Annotated in this window: 21 protein-coding genes; 14 read left to right on the top strand and 7 right to left on the bottom strand. The window is 72.2% G+C overall.

Going from position 1 to position 20,622, the window contains the following annotated elements:
* Nucleotides 1–283 precede the first annotated feature (283 nt).
* The 3 genes from VIG79_RS14880 to VIG79_RS14870 are packed head-to-tail and all read left to right on the top strand — an operon-like array spanning nt 284 to nt 2,748.
* A complete protein-coding gene (locus tag VIG79_RS14880; protein WP_331887035.1) occupies nt 284–1,711 on the top strand; it encodes an HNH endonuclease in 1,428 nt (475 codons plus the stop codon).
* Between the two features lie 42 nt (nt 1,712–1,753).
* The gene (locus tag VIG79_RS14875; RefSeq protein ID WP_331887033.1) at nt 1,754–2,197 is read left to right on the top strand and encodes a hypothetical protein; all 444 of its coding nucleotides are present in this window, start codon (nt 1,754–1,756) and stop codon (nt 2,195–2,197) included.
* 47 nt (nt 2,198–2,244) lie between these two features.
* On the top strand, nt 2,245–2,748 hold the full coding sequence (locus tag VIG79_RS14870) for a cupin domain-containing protein (RefSeq protein WP_331887031.1): 504 nt from the start codon (nt 2,245–2,247) through the stop codon (nt 2,746–2,748).
* Between the two features lie 3 nt (nt 2,749–2,751).
* On the opposite strand, the gene VIG79_RS14865 is transcribed toward VIG79_RS14870, so the two are convergent.
* Nucleotides 2,752–4,341, bottom strand: a complete 1,590-nt coding sequence (locus tag VIG79_RS14865) for a helix-turn-helix domain-containing protein (protein ID WP_331887029.1) — start codon at nt 4,339–4,341, stop codon at nt 2,752–2,754.
* Between the two features lie 136 nt (nt 4,342–4,477).
* Here VIG79_RS14865 and VIG79_RS14860 point away from each other — a divergent pair, with 136 nt between their 5' ends.
* Genes VIG79_RS14860 through VIG79_RS14840 form a run of 5 tightly spaced genes read left to right on the top strand, consistent with a single transcriptional unit; the run spans nt 4,478 to nt 8,781 of the window.
* The gene (locus VIG79_RS14860) at nt 4,478–5,770 is read left to right on the top strand and encodes an NAD(P)/FAD-dependent oxidoreductase (protein WP_331887027.1); all 1,293 of its coding nucleotides are present in this window, start codon (nt 4,478–4,480) and stop codon (nt 5,768–5,770) included.
* Between the two features lie 52 nt (nt 5,771–5,822).
* Entirely contained in the window at nt 5,823–6,494 is a 672-nt protein-coding gene (locus VIG79_RS14855; protein WP_331887025.1) for a Pr6Pr family membrane protein, read from the top strand.
* A 25-nt stretch (nt 6,495–6,519) separates the two neighbouring features.
* A complete protein-coding gene (locus VIG79_RS14850; RefSeq protein WP_331887023.1) occupies nt 6,520–7,041 on the top strand; it encodes a hemerythrin domain-containing protein in 522 nt (173 codons plus the stop codon).
* Nucleotides 7,042–7,081: 40 nt separating this feature from the next.
* Nucleotides 7,082–7,549 (top strand): VOC family protein, encoded by a 468-nt coding sequence (locus tag VIG79_RS14845; RefSeq protein WP_331887021.1) that lies wholly within the window; start codon nt 7,082–7,084, stop codon nt 7,547–7,549.
* Between the two features lie 26 nt (nt 7,550–7,575).
* The gene (locus VIG79_RS14840) at nt 7,576–8,781 is read left to right on the top strand and encodes a cysteine desulfurase-like protein (protein ID WP_331887019.1); all 1,206 of its coding nucleotides are present in this window, start codon (nt 7,576–7,578) and stop codon (nt 8,779–8,781) included.
* 261 nt (nt 8,782–9,042) lie between these two features.
* Here VIG79_RS14840 and VIG79_RS14835 read toward each other — a convergent pair whose 3' ends face one another.
* The gene (locus tag VIG79_RS14835) at nt 9,043–9,975 is read right to left on the bottom strand and encodes a poly-gamma-glutamate hydrolase family protein (protein ID WP_331887017.1); all 933 of its coding nucleotides are present in this window, start codon (nt 9,973–9,975) and stop codon (nt 9,043–9,045) included.
* Between the two features lie 31 nt (nt 9,976–10,006).
* Nucleotides 10,007–10,468: a pyridoxamine 5'-phosphate oxidase family protein gene (locus VIG79_RS14830; protein WP_331887015.1), complete on the bottom strand. Its 462-nt coding sequence runs from the start codon at nt 10,466–10,468 to the stop codon at nt 10,007–10,009.
* 74 nt (nt 10,469–10,542) lie between these two features.
* Here VIG79_RS14830 and VIG79_RS14825 point away from each other — a divergent pair, with 74 nt between their 5' ends.
* A complete protein-coding gene (locus VIG79_RS14825) occupies nt 10,543–11,421 on the top strand; it encodes a sigma-70 family RNA polymerase sigma factor (protein WP_331887013.1) in 879 nt (292 codons plus the stop codon).
* Here VIG79_RS14825 and VIG79_RS14820 read toward each other — a convergent pair.
* Entirely contained in the window at nt 11,418–11,840 is a 423-nt protein-coding gene (locus VIG79_RS14820; protein WP_331887011.1) for a DUF2000 domain-containing protein, read from the bottom strand. The genes VIG79_RS14825 and VIG79_RS14820 overlap by 4 nt on opposite strands.
* A 101-nt stretch (nt 11,841–11,941) precedes the next feature.
* On the opposite strand from VIG79_RS14820, the gene VIG79_RS14815 reads away from it, so the two are divergent.
* The 5 genes from VIG79_RS14815 (at nt 11,942) to VIG79_RS14795 (ending at nt 17,198) form a co-directional block, all read left to right on the top strand.
* Nucleotides 11,942–13,627 carry an alpha/beta-hydrolase family protein gene (locus VIG79_RS14815; RefSeq protein WP_331887009.1) on the top strand — a complete coding sequence of 562 codons (1,686 nt, stop codon included), beginning with the start codon at nt 11,942–11,944 and terminating at the stop codon, nt 13,625–13,627.
* An 87-nt stretch (nt 13,628–13,714) separates the two neighbouring features.
* A complete protein-coding gene (locus VIG79_RS14810) occupies nt 13,715–14,392 on the top strand; it encodes a CPBP family intramembrane glutamic endopeptidase (protein ID WP_331887007.1) in 678 nt (225 codons plus the stop codon).
* 63 nt (nt 14,393–14,455) lie between these two features.
* Nucleotides 14,456–14,830, top strand: a complete 375-nt coding sequence (locus VIG79_RS14805) for a VOC family protein (protein WP_331887005.1) — start codon at nt 14,456–14,458, stop codon at nt 14,828–14,830.
* A 26-nt stretch (nt 14,831–14,856) separates the two neighbouring features.
* Complete coding sequence (locus VIG79_RS14800; protein WP_331887003.1) at nt 14,857–15,615, top strand: class I SAM-dependent methyltransferase; 759 nt, start codon at nt 14,857–14,859, stop codon at nt 15,613–15,615.
* The gene (locus VIG79_RS14795) at nt 15,612–17,198 is read left to right on the top strand and encodes an FAD-dependent oxidoreductase (RefSeq protein WP_331887001.1); all 1,587 of its coding nucleotides are present in this window, start codon (nt 15,612–15,614) and stop codon (nt 17,196–17,198) included. Before VIG79_RS14800 ends, VIG79_RS14795 begins: the two co-directional genes overlap by 4 nt.
* On the opposite strand, the gene VIG79_RS14790 is transcribed toward VIG79_RS14795, so the two are convergent.
* The 3 genes from VIG79_RS14790 to crtI are packed head-to-tail and all read right to left on the bottom strand — an operon-like array spanning nt 17,195 to nt 20,606.
* Nucleotides 17,195–18,202, bottom strand: a complete 1,008-nt coding sequence (locus VIG79_RS14790) for a DUF5914 domain-containing protein (protein ID WP_331886999.1) — start codon at nt 18,200–18,202, stop codon at nt 17,195–17,197. The two genes, VIG79_RS14795 and VIG79_RS14790, sit on opposite strands and share 4 nt — an antisense overlap.
* Nucleotides 18,199–19,098: a phytoene/squalene synthase family protein gene (locus tag VIG79_RS14785; protein WP_331886997.1), complete on the bottom strand. Its 900-nt coding sequence runs from the start codon at nt 19,096–19,098 to the stop codon at nt 18,199–18,201. Before VIG79_RS14785 ends, VIG79_RS14790 begins: the two co-directional genes overlap by 4 nt.
* Complete coding sequence (gene crtI / locus VIG79_RS14780) at nt 19,095–20,606, bottom strand: phytoene desaturase family protein (RefSeq protein WP_331886995.1); 1,512 nt, start codon at nt 20,604–20,606, stop codon at nt 19,095–19,097. The genes VIG79_RS14785 and crtI overlap by 4 nt, the downstream gene beginning before the upstream one ends.
* Nucleotides 20,607–20,622 lie beyond the last annotated feature (16 nt).

The raw sequence follows: 20,622 nt of genomic DNA, 5'->3' as shown, positions 1-20,622 counted from the left end.
TGGTCCTGGATGGTGACGAGGTCGAGACCGCTGACCTCGGCGATCTCCGCGAGCAGCAGCACGTGGTCGAGCTCGGCGGCGTTGGGCGTCGGGAACAGCCCGAACTGCAGCTCCTGTCCGTAGTCCACGCTCCCAGCGTAGGAGGGACTCGTCAGAGGGCGGCCAGGGGAGGGCGATCAGGCCGAATCACGTTGACGTTCAATGGCTTTGGCCGTCGATGGGCGTTGACGGGGTGTTGGTGTTCTTGGTACGATTCGTACATCAGTTCGACTGGGGAGGCATCGTGGACGGGTGGCCGGCGCTGGGTCTGGGCGTGATGCCGCGCGACGACGACGTGCAGGCGACGCCCGCCGAACGGGCACGCTGGGCCGCGGTCGAAGCCTCGTTCCACGACCGGCCGGTGACCGACCTGGCGCAGGCGTGGGTCGAGGAGGAGCTGCGGGTCATCGAGGCCGCCGAGGCGGTCAAGGCGTGGGCCGACGCGCAGGGCCTGGCCGCGCTGCGCCGGTTGCACGAGGCGGTCGGCATGGTCGTCCAGGAGCAGGCCGACAGCATCTCGATGTACGACGACGGTGTGCTGTCGTATGCCGCCGTGGTCGCCGAGACGACCACGGCGGCCGTGGACGAGGTGGCCCTGGCGACCGGGCTGCCCGAGGGCCAGGTCGCCGCCCGGCTCGAGCTGGCGCTCAATGCCGAGCAGCGGTTCACCCCGCTGCTGGAGGCGCTGACGAGTGGTGGGGTGAACCTCGAGCGGTCGCTGCGCATCGCGGAGGCGGCGTCGGCGCTCGACCCCGAGGTCTGCCGGGCGGTCACGCTGCGACTGTTGGCTCCGATAACCGACGGTTCGGTCCGCTCGCACCGGTCATTCGTCCGCGAGCTCCGCCGCCAGGTGGCGGTGCACACGCCGGACCCGGCCAAGGCCCGAGCGGACGCCGTGCGGCGTCGGTGTGCTTATGGGTGGCTCGAACCGGACGGGGCCGGGCGGCTGACGGTCACCGGTGAGGCCGGTCGGGTGACCGCGGCCCTGGACCGGGTCGACGGTCTGGCCCGCAGCCTGCGGTCGGGCGGGGACGCGCGGACTCTCGCGCAGCTGCGCTCCGACGTGGCCCTCGACCTGCTGCTCGTCGGCTGGGCCTCCCCCGACCAGGTGCCTGAGGCGGCCCGGCCGACGTTCGCGGGCGAGGCGCCCGTGGCCCGGGTCAACCTGGTCGTCGCGCTGACCACGATGCTCGGACTCGACGACCAGCCGGGCGAGATCCCCGGCCACGGGTTCGTGCCCGCGTCAGTCGCCCGCAGCATCGCGACCGCCACCGGCTCGGTCTGGCGTCGCCTGGTCACCGACCCCGTCGAGGGGACAGCGCTGGAGCTGTCGACGACGCGCTACCGCCCCACCCGGCGGATGGCGCAGCAGGTGGCCGCTCTCGACGGGATCTGCCAGGCACCCGGTTGCACCGTCCCGGCCGACCGCTGCGATGTCGACCACGAGGTGGGGTGGCCGAGCGGCACGACCACGGTCCGCAACCTCAAGTCCCGGCATCGACGGCATCACAACCACAAGACGCGGGGCACCTGGAAGGCCCGACCAGGCCCCGGCGGCGCCACGCGATGGACCACGGTCTCCGGTCGCGACTACCTCAGCCACCGCTTCCGCTACGACGATCAGCTGAGCCGCCCGGTCACCGCGGTCGACAGCGAGCCACCGCCCTTCTAGTCCACTTCTAGTCCCGGTCGCGTGCCGTTTTAGGCTGGTGCGGTGACCGATTCGACGACGCCGCGGACGCGGGTCCGTTGGGGCTGGATCATCGGGTGCATCGTGCTCGGGCTGGCCGGGATCGCGGCGGGGTTCGCGCTGGTCGCGCCGACCGATCGCACGGCGTATGCGGCGAGCGTGCTCGCCGGGGTCGGCACGACCCTCCTGCTGGTCGGCTTCGTGGTGCTGCTGGAGCGGCGGATCATCGACACCACGGCCAAGGTGGTGCGGCGGGCGGTGGACGCCGAGCGCCAGGCGAGTGACGAGCGCATCGACCGAATGGTCGGAGACTTCGAGGACCGGATGGCGACGGAGTGGGCACGGTTCCACCCGGCCGACGCCGAGGCGGTGCGGCGCCGGAGCGCGCAGCTGACCGATGAGATGGTCGACCAGGTCGTCGACGAGGCGACCGGCTACGCGAAGAACAGCCGTCCGAGCCCGGAGTAGCCCGAAGTGACCCGAGTGGCTCGGAGCGGTTCTGGTAGGCAGGAGACGTGACCCAGCTGCCCGCATACCCACCCGTCCGCTACACCGGGGAGTCCGGCGAGGTCTCTGCGACGATCCGGCCGACCGGCCACGAGCCGGAGCTGGTCTATCCGAACGGCACCCGCGTGCACCACCTGGCCACCGGGGCCGCCACCGACGGACTGTTCGGGCTCTACCGCTGGGAGTTCGGCCCCGGCGTCGGCGGCCCGGACCCCCACTTCCACCGGACCATGGCCGAGTCGTTCTACATCCTCACCGGCGAGGTCCAGATCTTCGACGGCACCCGCTGGGTGACGACGCGGCCGGGCGACTTCGCCAACGTGCCGCCGGGAGGTCTGCACGGGTTCAAGAACGTCGAGGGCACCGGCGCGACGATGCTGCTGCACTTCGCGCCGGGCGCCCCGCGCGAGGCGTACTTCGAGGGTCTCGCCCGTCGCGCGGCCGGCGAGACGATGACCGATGCGGAGGACGACGAGTTCATGCGCTACCACGACAACATCTGGGCCGACTGACGCTCACACTCCGACGGCAGCGAGCTGGAGGCGCAACGCCAGCCGCTCGGTCGGGTCGTCCAGTCGCAGCGGCGCGACCTCGCTCATCCGGACCATCCGGTGGCGCAACGTGTTGACGTGCACACCAAGGGATTTCGCGGCCGCCGTCGGCTCGCCGGGATGGTCGAGCCAAGCGGCGAGCGACCGCAGGTATGCGGTGTGGCGCCGACGGTCGTGGTCCGCCAGGGCGGTGACCGGGCCGGCGAGCGCGGCCGGCGTGGCGCCCGGCCCGGTGATCGCGCTCACCGCCCGGTCGACCGTCAGGCGCGCCCACCGGTCCTCTGCGGTCGATGCCGGACCGAGAGCCGGGTCGTCCTGGCGAAGCCCGGCGACCTGCGCGGCGCTGCGCGCGGACGCGGCGAGATCGACGGGCGCACCGACGACCACTCCGGCGGCAACCCAGCCGGGCGGCGAGGAGGGGTCCGACTCCTCGGCCTCCGCGGCCAGGGCGGCGAGCCACGGCCAGGTGCCCGCTGCCGCGGGACGTCCCGGCTCGGTAGTGGTCGTCACCACGGCGTAGGGCAGGTCACCGAGCTCGGTGAGCAGCGGCTGCCGCCAACCTCGTCGCCGGAACCGGGACTCCCACACGTCGAGGTCGGCGTCGACGCCGACTGAGGCCGACACCGGTCCGGTGGGGCCGAGGGCGACCGCGCGCCAGGGTCCCGGCGGCAGCCAGGCCGCGGCCGCGGGATCGACCGGTCCGCCGCCGAGCAGCGTGCGGAGCCGCTCGGCGGAGAGCCGACGCGTGAGGTCGGCCAGGGCCCGGTTCCGGAGCAGGTGCAGGGCCACGACCGAGGCGGTCCGCCGCAGCTCGGCCACGGCGTCGTCCGGCGGCGTCCGGTCGATCACCGCCCAGATGGAGCCGAGCCACTCCCCGCCCGCTCGGACCGGGACGACATAGCGTGGCTTCTCCAGGCCAGGACCGGGCGGGACGAGGAACGGTTCGTCGGAGCGGACCAGCCGGCGGAACACGCCTTGGGAGCGCATGTAGGCGATCACCGGCGCGGGGACCCGACGACCGAGGACGGTCGAGACGCGCGCGGTGTCGGTGACGTCCTGTCGGGTCGAGTAGGCGACGACCCGGGACTGCGCGTCCTCGATGGTCACCGGTCCGTCGACCAGCGCTGCGGCCGCGTCGGCGAGCGCGAGGAGGTCCGCCTCGCCGCCGGGGTCGACCAGCACGGAGTCCGGAGCGGCGGCACGGTCGACGATCCCCTGGATCACACCGACCGCGTGAACGAGCGAGGCCGAGTCGTCCAGCTCCAACAGGGCGACGCCCGAGCGCTTCGCCGCGGCTCGGACACCGCGAGCGCGGGCCGTGCCTCGGCGCAGGATCACGCCGGCGGCACCGGCCAGCCCGGCCCGCTCGACCAGCTCGACCGCGTCGGTCGCGTCGGCGACCCCCGCCCCGATGACGAGGTCGCCGCGCAGGTCGGCCGCCCCGTCGCCGGGCTCGGCGATGACCACGTCCGTCACGGACACCCCGGGCGCCGGCACGAGGGTGCGCAGCAGCCCTCCGCCCAGGGCGTCGACGACATCGGCGACAGCAACCACGGCCCGCCCTTCCGTCGTCCTTTAGGCCTGATCTCATGCTGAGTGATTGTGCTGAGCGTACAACGAGGACTCACGACGCCGTCGGCATCCTGGGGGACAACCCACCGCATACCCGCTCGTCTCGAAAGAGGTCCCGATGCCCGTCACCGCCGCCGGACGCTCCGTCTCCCACCACACTCCGCACCACGTACCCCACCGGGTCGCCGTGGTCGGCGCCGGCATGGTCGGGCTCGCCACCGCCTGGTTCCTCCAGGAGCGTGGCGTCGAGGTCACGGTCATCGACCGCGAGGGCGTCGCCGCCGGGTCGTCGTGGGGCAACGCGGGCTGGCTCACACCGGGCATCACCACGCCGCTGCCCGAGCCCGCCGTCCTCAAGTACGGCCTCCGTGCGGTCCTCAGCCCCAACTCCCCGGTCTACGTGCCCCCGAGCGCGAACCCGTCGTTCCTCAAGTTCGTCGCCGGCTTCACGCGTCACAGCACCGCCGGCCACTGGCGGGAGTCGATGGGCAAGCTGGTCCCCATCAACGGGCTGGCCCTCGAGAGCTTCGACCTCCTCAAGGCCGGCGGCGTCCGCGCCGAGACCGTCGAGACGTCGTCGTTCCTCGCGGCCTACCGCACCGCCGACGAGCGCCGGACGCTGCTCGAGGAGATCGAGCACATCCACGCCGCCGGCCAGGACATCGAGTTCGACGTGCTCACCGGAGACGAGGCGCGAGCCATCGAGCCGGTGCTGTCGGACGAGGTCGGCGCGGCGATCCGTCTGCGCGGCCAACGCTTCATCAACCCGGGCGCCTTCGTGCACGCTCTCGCCGACGCCGTCATCGCTCGCGGTGGCAAGCTCGCCACCGGCCCGAGCTCCGAGGTCCTCGACATCGTGGATGCCGGCCGCGCCGTCCGCGTCGTGACCACCGGTGGTGTCGAGGAGTTCGACTCCGCCGTCCTGGCCACCGGTGCGTGGATGGGCCAGCTGGCCCGCCGGTTCGGCGTGCGGTCAGTGGTCCAGGCCGGTCGCGGCTACAGCTTCTCGGTCCCCGTCGACCGCGTCCCCGACGGTCCCGTGTACCTGCCCGCCCAGCGCGTCGCCTGCACGCCGCTCGGCGACCGCCTGCGCGTCGCCGGGATGATGGAGTTCCGCTCCCCCGAGGCGCGTCTCGACGAGCGCCGGGTCCAGGCCATCGCGGCCGCCGCGCGGCCGTTCCTGCAGGGGGCCGACCTCGACGCCCGCGAGGACGAGTGGGTCGGTTCGCGGCCGTGCACCACCGACGGGCTGCCGCTCATCGGCGCCACGCGGTCCCCGCGCGTGTATGCGGCGGGTGGCCACGGCATGTGGGGCATCACCCTCGGCCCGGCCACCGGGCGCCTGCTGGCCGAGCAGATGGTCAGCGGCCGGACGCCCGCCGAGCTGGCGCCGTTCAGCCCGACCCGCTGACGGCGCATACCGTTCGCCCGGAACGAGGCCCGCGAGCCGTACTCTCGCGCCTATGACGCGGTCCTCGCTCGGGCGGACCTGGCACATCGTGGCGTTCGTCGTCGCGGTGATCGCCCTGGTGCTGCAGCTGATCCTCATCCTGCTCGGCCAGAACATCCTCGACTCGTCGTCCGTGACCAGCGGGCTGCCCGAGCAGGTCCGGCGCTACTTCAGCTACTTCACGATCCAGGCGAACCTCCTGGTCGCGATCTCGATGTTCATGCTCGTCACCGGACGGACCGAGACCCAGCTGTTCCGGGTGCTGCGGCTCGCGGCCCTCATCGGCATCACCGTCACCGGGGTCGTGGCCGCCGTCGCCCTGCCCCCGTCACCGAACTACACGGTCGCCAACCTCATCTGCGACCGGCTGCTGCACATCGTCGTCCCACTGCTGACCTTCGTCGGCTGGATCGCGTTCGGCCCGAGAGGGTTCGTGACCCGCCGCGACATCCTGCCGTCGCTGATCTGGCCGGTGCTCTGGCTCGTCGCGACGCTCGCCCTCGCGCCCTTGACCCACTGGTATCCGTACCCGTTCCTCAATGCCGACGTCATCGGCTGGGCGCGGGTCCTGGTCAACTGCGCGGGCATCGCCGTGCTGTTCCTGGTCCTCGCGGCCGTCGCTCTCTGGGCCGACCGCAGACTGCCCGGGGACCGCGCGCGGAGTGCCGAGACCGCACCGGTCTGACGGTCCTAGCGGCATACTCGCCGGCATGGACATCACCGAGGTCATCCTTCATCAGCACGCCGAGCAGCGGCGGATGTTCAGCATGCTGGAGGAGTGGCCCCGCGACGACGAGGACGGGCTTGACGCCCTCTGGAAGCGGCTGGAGATCCTCCTCGAGGTGCACGCCGAGGCGGAGGAGCGGTTCTTCTATCCCGAGCTGGTCAAGCTCGGCGAAGGTGCTGGCGACGCCGACTCCGTCGAGGAGGAGGTCGAGGACGCGATCAAGGACCACAACGAGATCCGGGACGCCATCCGCTCGGTGCGGCGGTGCAAGGCCGGCAGCGACAAGTGGTGGGAGGCCGTCGTCGAGGCCAACGTCGCCAACAGCGACCACATGGCCGAGGAGGAGCGGCAGGACCTCACCGACTTCCGCCAGCAGACCACGCTCGCGCTGCGGCACGGGATCGCCGTGCAGTTCCTGCGGTTCGAGGCCGAGCACTGGGCGACCGGCGTCACACCGGTGGACAAGGACCCCGAGGAGTTCGTGGAGGCCCACGAGCCCTCGTGAGGGCCGATGACTTTTCGGTATGCGGGGTGTCTCACCCCTCATGACCACGACACCATGCCTCTGGTTCGACACGAAGGGTGAGGACGCGGCGCAGTTCTACTGCTCGGTCTTCCCCAACTCGCGCATTCTCAACGTGACCCACTACGGCCCGGACACCCCGCGGCCCGAGGGCACGGTGATGACCGTGGACTTCGAGCTCGACGGGCAGAAGTTCGTCGCGCTCAACGGCGGCCCCGAGTTCACCTTCTCGGAAGCGGTCTCGTTCATGATCGACTGCAAGGACCAGGACGAGGTCGACCGCTACTGGACGGCGCTCGGCGAGGGCGGCGAACACGGCCCGTGTGGCTGGCTCAAGGACCGGTTCGGGCTGTCCTGGCAGGTCATCCCGAGCCGGATGAACGAGCTGCTGGCCGACCCCGACCCCGAGCGTGCCGCCCGGGCCATGCAGGCGATGCTGAAGATGGGCAAGCTCATCGTCGCCGACCTGGAGAAGGCCGCCGACGGCTGACCCCGTGGCGCTGGGATAGTCGGCGTATGCCCTACGACGTCGCCGCCGTCCGCGCCCACTTCCCCGCGCTGCGCGAGGGCGCGGCCCACTTCGACGGTCCGGGCGGGAGCCAGACACCGGACGTGGTCGCCGAGGCCGTCGCGAGGACGTTGACGTCGGCGGTGGCCAACCGGGGGGCGGTCACCCCGGCCGAGCGCCGCGCCGACCGGATCGTCCACGACGCGCGATCGGCGATGGGCGACCTGCTGGGCGTCGTCCCGGAGGGGGTCGTGTTCGGACGCTCAGCGACCGAGCTGACCTTCATGGTGGCGCGAACCCTCGCGCAGGGCTGGGGTCCCGGTGACGAGGTGGTCGTGACCCGCCTCGACCACGACGCGAACGTCCGACCCTGGGTGATCGCCGCGGAGCACGCCGGTGCCGCCGTGACGCTGGCCGACTTCGAGCCCCTGACCGGCGAGCTGCCCGGCGTCGACATCGCCCACGTGGTGTCCGAGCGGACCCGGCTCGTCGCCGTCACGGGCGCGTCGAACCTCATCGGCACCCGACCCGACCTCTGCGGGCTGGCCGAGATCGCTCACGCCGTCGGCGCCCAGCTCTACGTCGACGGAGTTCACAGCACCGCTCACGTGTTCACCGACGTCGAGGCGAGCGGTGCCGACTTCTGGGTCTGCTCGCCGTACAAGTTCCTCGGCCCCCACCTCGGGGTGCTCGGCGCCCGGCCCGAGACGTTGGAGGCCCTCCGCCCGGAGAAGCTGAAGCCCGCCACGGACACCGTGCCCGAGCGGTTCGAGCTAGGGACCCTGCCGTACGAGCTGCTGGCCGGGACGACGGCGGCGGTGGACTTCCTGGCCGGGCTGGCACCGTCGGACAGCGGCGCCTCACGCCGCGAGCGGCTCGCCTCGTCGTATGCGGCGCTGGAGGAGCACGAGGACGAGCTGCTGGCGTGGCTGGAGCCCCGGATCCGCGCGCTCCCCGGGGTTCGGGTCTACAGCAACGCGCGGCGTCGTACACCGACCCTGCTGTTCACGTCGGATCGTCTCCCGCCCCAGGCGATCCGGGCGGCCTTGGCCGAGGTCGGGGTGAACGCGCCGGCCGGCAACTTCTACGCCTGGGAGACGAGCCACCACCTCGGTCTCGGCGCCGAGGGTGGGGTACGCGTCGGGCTGGCGCCCTACACCGACCAGTCCGACGTCGAACGCCTCGTCGCCGGACTCACCGACGTCCTGGGTTGACCCGCAGCGACTGGCGGTCAGAAGCCGCTTCCCGCGCTCCCGTAGCGACCTTCCCGGCCTCGGGCCGCAGCGGACTCGTCGTGCAGACTCGTGATGTGCCCGCAGCGTCGGCAGATCAGCAGGTCGGTTCCTGACTGCCGCTCGCGGCGCCACTGGTGTGTGGTGATCGCGCACCGCCAGCGGATGAGCCTCATGCCCTCCGATGGTCCTCCCAGCGACCGGGTTTGAGAAGCCCGGACTCGTCGAACGGTCAGCCGGCGGTCAGGAGAGAACGACTCGATAGACGTCCGCGACCGCCGCCGCGACCGCCTGCCACCGGGGCGTGTCCGACCGGGGTAGCGTCCCCGACCGGGCGCTGGGCTGCTGTTCGATCTGGATGCCGTGACGCCGGTCCCTGGTCAGTCGGTTGACGATGTTGGCTGATTCGGCGCCCCCGAGCGGGTCGTCGGCCGCCGCGATCTCGACCCGGAGACCGGTTCCGGCGACCGCCTCGGCGATCACGGCCCGCAACACCTGCTTGAGCGAATCCGGCGCGGCTCCGCCGACCAGGATGTCGGGGCGTCCGTGCTCGATGAAGCCGTGGAACGACACCGCGTGACCGAACCCTCCGGCGACGGCGGTCGCCAGCCGAGGGAAGCTCGCGGTGCTGATGTCGGTGGACGTGATGTGCCAGCGGGCGGCGGCCCCGCCACCCGGCTTCCAGCCCTTGCACCGCCAGCAGCTCACGCCCAGATCGCACAGCTGGTCGCGGACGTGCTCTGCCTGGTGGTCGGTGAACGGTTCGATGTCGCCTCCGTGCGGGGCGATGACGATCAGTCCTCGGTGATCGCCGTCGTCGAACAGCTCCAGCAGCTTCTCGCCGCGACGGGCCTCCTCCTCGGTAGCGACGGGGTCGACGGCAACGCTGTCCAGGCGAGCGCGGAACTGCCGCTCCTCGGCGCCGTCGAGCCGACGGCGTCCATCGCGACCCATGCGCACCGTGTCGGTGGAGACGTCTGCCTCCGCGTCTGCTCCCGCGTCGGTGAGCGTGTAGAGGGCGAAGGTGTCGACCCCGCGCCGGATGACTGCCTGCCGGCCGACGTCCAGGCCGACGGACCTCATCAGGTCCGGAAGCGCGAACGCGTGCTCCGCGTGCTCGCGGAGGTCGACCTGATCGGGTCGCGACGATCTGACCGAGATGCGGGTATGGGGCATGTGTCGCCTCGGCCTCCGTGATCCCCGGCCCTCAACCCAGCCAGCGGCCGTCCCGCATGATCTCGCGTTCGTCCAGCTCGTTCTCCTCACGCCAGGCCTGGATCCGCCGGGGTCTGACCCGCAGGTACGCGTACGGAGACGACAGCCCGCGGGGGTCGAAGCCGGACCGCTCGGCGAAGAGGTCGGCCTCCGCCTGGTCCACGTCGGCCATGGACACGACGTCGGCGAGCCCGTGGATGAGGACGACATCGCGAACCGCTCCGATCCCCAACCGGATCCACGGCTGCGCAAGCGCGTTGAGGACGGTGCGGCTGTCCGCGCCGGTACCCAGCACGACGACCGAGCTCGTCCACGCGAACGACAGCGGCACCATCCACGGTCGGCCCGTCGACGGGTCCGCCGTCGCCACCCAGGCGTCGACAGTGGTCTCCAGCAGGTGCCTCGTGTCGGCGATGCGCTCGGCGAGCGGGCGAGGGGGCGCCACGGGAGTCATCGCGGCAGGGTGTCACATCTGTGGCGTTCCGTCCGTCAGGGGTGGAGGGCACGCCGACCCCGGAGGATGACGACATGACCGACGAGCTGACCGAGCGTTTCGAGGACGTCCGACCGCACCTGCGGCGCGTCGCATACCGGCTGCTGGGTTCACCCGAGGAGGCCGAGGACGCCGTCCAGGAGGCATGGCTGCGGCTGCACCGCAGCGACACCAGCGAGGTCGCCAACCTCGACGGCTGGCTCACGACGGTGGTCGCCCGGATCAGTCTCGACATGCTCCGCTCGCGGTCGTCCCGGCGCGAGCACCTCACCGAGCTGCCGGACGACCCCGGGTATGCGGTCGCGCCGGCCGCCACCCAGGTCCCGGACCCCGCCGAGCAGGCGGTCCTCGCCGACACCGTGGGCGTCGCGCTGTTCGTCGTGCTCGACCGGCTCACACCCGGCGAGCGGATCGCCTTCGTCCTCCACGACCTGTTCGGGGTGTCGTTCGACGAGATCGCACCCGTCGTGGGCACCAGCACGGCCGCCGCCCGGCAGCTGGCCAGCCGCGCCCGGCGACGCGTGCGCGGCGCGGAACAGGAGTCCGACGGCGACGTCGCGGCCCAGCGCGTGGTGGTCGACGCCTTCCTCGCCGCGGCCCGGGGCGGCGACCTGTCCGCCCTGCTCCGGCTGCTCGACCCCGACGTGACGCTCGACGTCGACGCGGCGGCCGCCGGGACCGGAGCCGAACGTCGACGCGGCGCCGCAGCCGTGGCCGACCAGTTCTCGGGCCGCGCCCGGGTCGCGCGCACGGCGCTGGTCGACGGGGCGGTCGGCGCGGTGTGGTCGGTGGGCGGGAAGGTCCGGGTGGTCTTCGACTTCGTCGTCCAGGGCGGCCGCGTCACCGGGATCACCCTGCTGGCCGACCCCGACACCCTCGAGGGGATGGACCTCGAGGTGTTCGACCGCGGCTAGGGGTGCAGCACCGCGCCCTTCACGCTCTTGTCGACGGCGTTCCGCGGGCCGACCAGCGCCAGCCCGGCGAGGACGAGATCCGCTCCGGGGACCGCCGCGACGACGGCCCGGTTGTCCACGTCGTTCCCCGTCGTGAACATCTCGTCGGTGAACACCGCCGTCCCGAGTCCGCGGCCGACCGCCCGGTCGCGGACGGCCGAGAGCACCGGCCCCGACGCCGCGTACACCATGATCGGGATCCCGAACGTCGAGAGGTACACGGTGCCGTCCCCGTCCGCATACGCCTCACCGAGCAGGTCCGGCCGGCGTCCGGCGACCGCGCCGCTAAGGAACGCCGTGGCGTTGAGGGCCTGCCACGTCGGCAGGTCGTCGCGCAGGACGACGGCGATCTTCTGGGGCGGGGCGGAGGCGTCGGTCACATCAGCAGTCTGAGGTAGCGTCGGCCCACGCCGCGGTAGCCGCGGCTCGGCCGTGGGAACGGAGGGTCGTGGCACACTCCTACACCCTCGACACTGCGCCAATGAGCGTCCGGGCGGCGTCCCGACGAGCGCGTGAGGTGCTCTGGGCCCAGCCCCGGCTCATCTCCATCGCGGTCGGCACCTGGTTCTGGTGGGCCGCCCTGGTCCCGTCGCTGCTGCCGCGCTCGGGGTCCATCCAGGGAGTCATCGGCGCGGTGTCCTTCGCCGTCGGCTGGGGCGTGGGCTCCCTCGTCGGCCAGGTCTGGGACCGGGCGTGGACGAGAGCCGGACGGCGCGACCCCCTCCTGGCCGCGCGACCCTGGCCGCTGGTCGCCGTGGTCGTCCTCGCGGTCGTCGCCGCCGTGGTGGGGACCGTCATGTGGCTGCGCTGGCAGAACAGCCAGCGACGGGTGGTCGGCCCGGACGAGGTCCTCGGTCTCGGCGACGCCGTGACGCTCTGGGTCGTGACCCTGGTGCTCGTGGCCGTGGTCGTCCTCATCGGGCGGCTGGTCGGCCTGGCGGTGATCCGCGTCGACGAGCAGCTCCCCCGCCGCTGGCCGGGCCTCGTCCGGCACCTCGTGGCCGGCAGCGCGTTCGCGGTCGTCGTCATCGGCATGGTCATGGCCGTCCTCAGCTTCGGGGTCATGCGGTTCCTTGACGCGAAGTACGCCGAGGCCGACGCCACACCGACCCCCGGCCTGCTCGCCCCCCAGACCGCGACGGTGTCCGGAGGCAGCGGGTCCCTCGTACCGTGGACGTCGCTGGGCGCCGAGGGCCGGCTGTTCACCGCCGGTGCCGTGTCGACCGACGCGCTCCGGACGTTCCGCCCCGGCAGCGAGCCCCTGGCTCCGATCCGGGTCTTCATCGGCCTCCAGAACGCGCCGGACGCCGCCGCGCGGGCCGACCTCGCCGTCAAGGAGCTCGAACGCACCGGAGCGTTCCAGCGGAAGTACCTCGTCGTGTGGACGGTCACCGGGACCGGCTGGGTCGACCCGGTGGCCGCGGCCGGCCTGGAGTACGCCGCGGGCGGCGACACGGCCATCGCCGCGCAGCAGTACTCCTACCTCCCCAGCTGGATCTCGTTCCTCGTCGATAAGGACGAGGCCGCCGAGGCCGGGACCACGCTCTACACCGCCGTGCACGAACGCTGGTCGCAGCTCCCCCCCGACACCCGGCCGCAGCTGCTCCTCTTCGGTGAGAGCCTCGGGTCGTTCGGCTCGGAGGCGACGTTCGGGCGGGCCACACCTACCGAGACCCTCCGGGCCGCGGAGAAGGCCGCCGACTCCGTGCTGTGGGTCGGACCCACCGGCGACAACGTCGGGTGGAACGCCCTGCTGGCCAGCCGTCAGCCGGGCTCGCCGGTGTGGGCCCCGGTCTACGGTGACGGGTCCGTACGACTCGTCGACCACAGCCAGGAGCTCGCCGGAACCCCGGAACCGAAGGTTCTCTGGGTCCAGCACCCGTCCGACCCGGTCGGCTGGTGGAGCTGGTCGACGCTGTGGTCACGGCCCGCCTGGATGGAGCAGCCGACCGGCGACGACGTCCCCCAGGAGCCGAGCTGGTTCCCGGTGGTGAGCTTCGTCCAGGCGACGTTCGACCTGATGAACGGATTCAGCGCGTCCCCAGGCCACGGCCACAACTACAACCCGGACTTCGCCTACGCCTGGGCGGCCCTCGTCGCGCCGCCCGACTGGACCATCGCCGACACCGAGCGGCTCGCCCAGACCCTCATCGGCGTTTCCGGATAGGTCGTCCAGATCGCCGACAGCACGAAGTACCCCACCCACGAGGACCGCGAGCGGACGGCCCGCGACACTCCCGCGCTGATCCTCACCGTGAGCCTGCTCGCCGCCTACAACGTCGCCCGGACGTTGTGGATCCCGGAGTCCTGGCAGCTGCTGACCAATGTCGGCGTCGCGCTGTTGATCGGCGCGATCGCCTGGTGGTCGAGCGTCGACACCACCGAGCTCGGCCTGCACCGTGACCACCATTCCCTCGGCGCGATCTGGGGTGGTGGCGCGCTGCTGCTGGTCCTGGGGGTCGTGGTCGGGTTCGCTCTCGTCTCGGAGGTCCGCGGCTCCTCCCAGGGTGCCCTCGACGACCCGCGCCTGCAGGTGCCGTTCCTCGACATGGTCTACGAGGTGGCCTTCAACACCCCGCTCGGGACGGTGGTCCTCGAGGAGTTCGCGTTCCGGGGACTTCTGCTGGCGCTGTTCCTCCGCCACACCTCGATGTGGCGGTCGGTGCTCTGGTCGTCCCTGCTGTTCGGGGCGTGGCACATCCTCCCGACCCTGACGACAGCCGCGAGCAACGGCGCGATGGAGCAGCTGGCCTCCACCCCGGCAGGTCTCGTGCTCGTCGTCATCGGCAACGTCCTGTCGACGGCGATCGCGGGGGCGGTCTTCGCCTACCTCCGGCTGCGCTCCGGGAGCCTGCTCGCGCCCGCGCTGGCCCACCTGGCGACCAACGACATCTCGTACGTGGTCGGCTGGCTGTTCAACCGGTACGGCTGAGGCCGGCCCGAGCTAGCATGGCTGCCGCCGGTTCGTCGCGTCTCTAGGCACGCGGAGGTTGGTATGCGGCTCGTCCAGGTGGCGCTCCACGCCGACGACCTCGACCGGGCGGCGGCGTTCTACTCACGGCTCCTCGGTGACGAGCCGCGGGCCCGGTTCGACCCGCCGGGGCTGCTGTTCTTCGACCTCGAGGGCACCCGCCTCCTGCTCGACCGCAACGCCCCCGCCGCCCTGATCTACCTCGGGGTCGACGACGTCCACGCCACGATCGACGCGATCCGTGGCGAGGTACGGGTCGTCGCCGAGCCGAACGCGATCTTCACCCACGACGACGACCGTCTCGGCCCGCCGGGGCACGAGGAGTGGCAGGCGTTCATCGAGGACTCCGAGGGCAACACCGTCGGCCTGATCGGGTTCGTGAGACCCGCGCCGAGCTGAGCCGAGCTACCGCATACCGTGTCGGCATGGCGACGACTGACCGGACGGCCGTGTCGGCGACGCGCGGCGAGGTGCCCGAAGCCTTCGACGAGGTCGCCGACCGCTACGACCTCATGGTTGCGCTCAACCCCGGTTACCACGCCCACCTGCGACACAGCGCACGGGCGCTGGTGGCCGGGCTGGTCCCGGGACTGGGTTCGCGCGTCGTCGATCTCGGCTGCGGCTCCGGCGCCTCGACCCGCGCGCTCGTCGACGAGCTGAACCGCGCCGGCGTCCGCGCGGAGGTGCTCGGTGTCGACGGGTCGTCGGGGATGCTCGCGCAGGCGGCCACGAAGTCGTGGCCGAGCTGGGTGCGGTTCGAGCAGGGTCGGGCCGAGGCCCTCGAGGAGGTATGCGCCGACGCCGGGTTCCAGCCGCTGGACGGGGTGTTCGCGGCATACCTGTTGCGCAACGTGCCCGACCGCGACGCGCTGCTGCGGTCACTGCACGACCTGCTGCGGCCAGGCGGGACGTTGGTCGTCCACGAGTACTCGGTCGCGGGACGTCCGGTGGCGGAGGCCGTCTGGACCGCCGTCTGCCGGGGCGTGGTCGTGCCGCTCGGCTGGCTGACCTCGAGGCGGACCCGGCTCTACCACTACCTCTGGCGCAGCGTGATGGACATGGACCCGGTCGAGACGGTCATGCGGCGGATGGTCGACGCGGGGTTCGAGGACGTGCGGACCCGGTCGGTCCGCGGCTGGCAGAACGGGATCGTCCACACGTTCCACGGGCGCCGCCCCGCATGATGCCCCTTCGCCGTTCGCGGGACCACTGGGTCCCCGGTCGCGACCCGCGTGCGGTCCGGCACGCGCCGCCGGCGCCTTCTGACGAGGCGCGGCTGGACCGGGCTCCGACCGCCGTGGTCGTCGGCGGCGGCATCGCCGGACTCGCGGCGGCCACCGGGTTGGCGGAGCGTGGGGTTTCGGTGACGCTGGTCGAGGCGGCGCCGACCCTGGGCGGGCGAGTCCGCGCGTGGCCGGTGGCGGCCGACGGCACGTCGACGACGATGAGCCGCGGGTTCCACGCGTTCTTCCGGCAGTACTACAACCTGCGCTCGCTGCTACGCCGCAGCGACCCGACCATGGGCCGGCTGCGACCGGTGGCCGACTACCCCCTGGTCCTGGCCGGCGGGCATACCGACTCCTTCGCCGGCCTGCCGACCCGACCGCCGATCAACCTCATGGCGTTCGTGGCGCGCAGCCCCAGCTTCACCCTGCGCGACCTCACCCGCGTCAACGTCGACGCGGCCCTCGGGCTGCTCGACGTCGCGTTCCCGCAGACCTACGACGACTACGCCGGACGCAGCGCCGCGGAGGTCCTCGACGAGCTCCGGTTTCCTGACGGGGCGAGGCATCTCGCGCTCGAGGTGTTCGCACGTTCGTTCTTCGCGGACCCGCGGGACTTCTCCGGGGGCGAGCTGGTCGCGATGTTCCACACGTACTTCCTGGGATCGGCCGAGGGGCTGCTCTTCGACGTGCCCTACGACGACTACGACACGGCGCTGTGGGCGCCCCTCGGCCGCTACCTGCACGACCTCGGGGTACGCGTGGTCATGCCGATGGCCGCGACCTCGTTGGAGGACCGCGGCGGTCCCCTGGCCGTATGGCTCGAGGACGGGTCGGCGGTCGAGGCCGACGCCGTGGTGCTGGCGACCGACCAGACGCCGTTGCAGCGCCTCGTCGCCGACTCGCCCTGGCTGGGTGACGAGGCGTGGCGGAGCCGGCTCGCGTCACGCCGGCCGGCGCCGGCGTTCGCGGTGTGGCGGCTCTGGTTCGACCGGCCGCTGCGCGAGGGGACGCCGCCGTTCCTCGCGACGAGCGGGTTCGGCCCGCTCGACAACGTCTCGGCAGTGCACCAGTTCGAGGCGGGAGCGGGGCGGTGGGCGCGGGGCCGGAACGGCAGCGTCATCGAGGTACACGCCTACGCGCTGCCCGACGGTACCGACCCGGCCGCCCTCCGGGTCGAGCTGCGCAACCGGCTGCGCGACCTGCATCCGGAGCTCGACCAGGCGAATGTCGTCCACGAGGAGTGGCTGGTCCGCGCCGACTGTCCGCTGGTCGGGACCGAGCCGTGGCGGGAGCGGCCCGAGGTCCGCACCCCCGACCCGCGGATCGCCCTGGCCGGTGACGGGGTCCGCTGCGACTACCCGGTCGCGCTGATGGAGCGCGCGGCGACCACCGGCTGGATGGCGGCGAACCACCACCTGTCCCGGTGGGGCCTACCCGGCCACGACCTCTGGACGGTCCCGATGACGGGACGTCACCAGGTGGTTCCGGTCCTGCGCAAGGCCCTCTCCCGCCTCCCGACTTCTGGAAAGCCGAAAGGTTAGGTGCCGTAGACGTCGCCCCTGGCGCGCAGGAGGTACCGGCGCTCGGCGTAGGCCATGTCGTCCACCCAGAGCCGGGCGGCGGTGCGCTTCATCGGCGGCTTCACCAGGGCCGCGACCGACCGGGCGATACCGAACCCGGTGCGCGGCGAGTGGGCGATGGTCGCCTCGGTCATCATCGTCCGCGGCCGGCCGAACGGGTCCGGGGCGATCGGCGTCGCGTGGGTCTCGACCACGCTGCCGGCGCCCTCACCGCCGACGATGGTCATGACGATGGTCCGCGCGTCGGGGCAGGCGAACTCCGCGCGAACGGGGACGCCGAGCCGCGGGGTGAGCCGGAACGTCACGTCCACCACGAGGACCTTCTCGTCGCTGGCGTCGTCGTCGACGACGAGGTGGCTGAACGCGTACGGGTGGTACCACGCACCGTGCCACGGGTCGAGCCGGTTGGCGATGATGTCCTCCGGCTCGCAGACGCCGGGGATCTCGATGACCGCGGCGATCGAGGCGTCCAGCGGCGGCCGCGTCGTCAGCGTCGGCCGGTCCGTGGGCGTCTCGCCGGGGGTCGGCAGCCGCACCCAGGCAAGCACCCCGTCGTCGTGGGCGACGACCGGCTTCCAGCCCGCCTGGCCGGCCGCACCGAGGGCCATGCCGTGCCACCGGCATACGACGTCGCCGCGGATGACTTCACAGTCGTCGAGCAGGGCGCCCAGGTGTGGGCAGGTGCCGGGCCCGGCCATCAACGTCCCCGACTCGTCCCGCCAGAGGACGATCTCGCGGCCGGCGACGGTCCGGGTGACGGAGCGCTTCGTGCCGACGTCCCCGCTGCGGCCGACGACGTACCATCCGCCCGGGTCCTGCGACTGCGCGACGTCGAACGAGGCCCGGATCCGGCCGGGCCGCGCCTGCTTCCACGTGCTCCGGAGGTGCTCGTGCGGCACGGTCGGGACGTTCTGGATCGGTATGCGTCGCCTCAGCTCCGCCCGGAACCTGCTCGATGCGGTCACGAAGTACCTTTCCGCCGTGGTGGCCCGGCCGCGAGGATCCGGACCGACGTCGTCGCCTTGCTCCATGATGCAACGCGCGCCCGCCCCGTGAACACGTCGTAGTCCCGGGCCTCGATCTTCTCGAGGATCCGCGCGTACAGGTCGCGGGCCGTCGCCACGCACCGCGCGGAGGACGGCGGCAGCATCGGTATGCCCGTGTCGGCCTGAGCGTAGAGCCCCCGGTTCCGGGCGATCTCGAACCGCATCAGCTCCCGCCAGCCCGGCGTCACCTCCCGCGACCACGGATCCGCACCGAACCGACGCAGGTCCTCCTGGGGGACGTAGACGCGTCCGCGGTCGAGGTCCTCGCCGACGTCACGCAGGAAGTTGGTCAGCTGGAACGCGAACCCCAGGGCCCGCGCCGGCTCGAACGCCTCCGGCGACCGCGGCCGCAGGACCGGCAGCATCATCTCGCCGATGACGGCGGCCGAGCCCTCCATGTAGGAGACGAGGTCGTCCCACGTCTCGTAGGTCGTCGTCGTGAGGTCCTGGGCCATCGCCCGGAAGAACCGGTCGACGTTCTCGCGAGGGATCGCGCACCGGGCGAAGGAGTCACCGATCGCCGCCAGCACCGGGTCGTCGGTCGGGCCGCCGTCGAGGACTGCCCCGACCTCGTCGCGGAACGCGGTGAGCGAGCCCGTCGTCTGCGGGACGTTGTCGCCCTGGGTGGCCCACGGTGCGTCGACGATGTCGTCGGCCAATCGGCACAGGGCGTAGACCGCATACACGTGCCGCCGTCGCTCCGGCGGGAGCAGCATCGTGCCCCAGTAGTACGTCGTGCCGTTGTCGCGGGTGATCCGAGCGGCCCGGCGGTACCCCTCCGCCAGGAGATCCGGTCCGGCGACGGTCGTCGTCACGTCGCCCTCACGGGCGCGCGATCCGGCGCGGGCAGGTACTCCCGGACCCGCTCCGCCGCGAGGCGTCCGCTGATGAGCACCATCGGCACGCCGACCCCCGGCACGGTCCCCGAACCCGCGAAGACCAGGCCCGGCATCCGGCGCTCGACGTTGGGCGGCCGGAACGGACCGGTCTGGAGGAAGGTGTGCGCCAGCGCGAAGGGGGTCCCCGACGCCATCCCCATGGCCTGCCACTCCAGGGGGGTGACCAGCTCCTCCGTGACGATGTCGGTCGGATATCCGTGCTCCGCAAGGAAACCCATCAGCCGCTCGCGCATCGGGCCACGCTCGTGGTTCCAGTCGACCGAGCCACCCAGATGAGGGACGGGCTCCAGCACGTACAGCGTCGAGCCGCCCGGAGCGGCGAGCGAGGGGTCGGTCAGCGACGGGACCGTGACCAGGCGGGACGGATCCGGCATCAGCTCGAGGTCGCCGATGAGCGCGTCGAACGCCGAGTCCCACTCCTGCGCGAAGTGGATGTTGTGGTGTGCCGCGTCGTCCGGCGGCGCACCCCGCGCTCCCACGTGCCAGACCACCGCGGACGGCGAGTACCGGCCGGACCGGACCGCCCGCGGTCCACGCAGTCCTGGCAGCAACCGCTCGTAGGCGACCGGGGTGTCGAGGGTGCACACGACCGCGTCGGCCCGAAGTCGCTCGCCCCCACCGAGGTCCACGGCGGCCACTCGTCCGTTGGGTCCACGCTGGATCTCATGAACCGTTGTCCCCCAACGGAACTCGACGCCACCCAACTCGGCGGCGCGGGCCATGGCGACGGGGATCGCTCCCATCCCACCCTCGGGGAAGTAGACGCCGGCGACCGAGTCCATGTAGGTGATCACCGCGTAGATGGCGAGCGCCCGGCTCGGTTGCAGCCCCGCATACATGGCCTGGAAGCTGAACAGGCGGCGCAACCGCTCGTCCCGGAACCGCTCGGCCACCACCGGACCGAGCCGGCGGAACCCGCCCATGCGCAGCAGCCGGGCGGCGGCCCGCGGCGAGGACACCAGGTCCAGCGGCGAGTCGAAGTTGCGGTCGATGAAGTGCGGCATCTCCAGCTCGTAGAGCTCGCGCAGCCAGACCACGAAGTCGTCGAAGGCCGCGGCGTCCGCCGGCCCACACGTCGCGGCGATCTCGTCGTGCATGGCCTCGTGCCCGGCGCGAACGAGGATCTCGCTGCCGTCGGCGAAGGAGGCGCGGTAGGCGGGGTCCAGCCGGACCATCGGCAGCAGGTCGTCGAGCGAGAATCGTCCCCGACCGGCCGCGTCGACGACGTCCGCCAGCAGGCCCGGCATCGTCATCACCGTGGGCCCCGTGTCGAAGGTGTACCCGTCGCGGACGATGCGGCCGGCGCGACCACCCGGAATCGTATCGCGTTCGACGACGGTCACCTCGAAGCCGGCCCCGACCAGATGGCAGGCGGCACTCAGACCGGCCAGGCCGGCGCCGACGACGACGACCCGGCTGCTCACCGCCCCAACGTACGCT

The sequence above is a fragment of the Lapillicoccus sp. genome (genome assembly GCF_036559105.1).
Classification (GTDB): domain Bacteria; phylum Actinomycetota; class Actinomycetes; order Actinomycetales; family Dermatophilaceae; genus Lapillicoccus.
The sequence above is the reverse complement of the archived record's forward strand: the minus strand, read 5'-3'. Positions and strand labels throughout refer to the sequence as shown.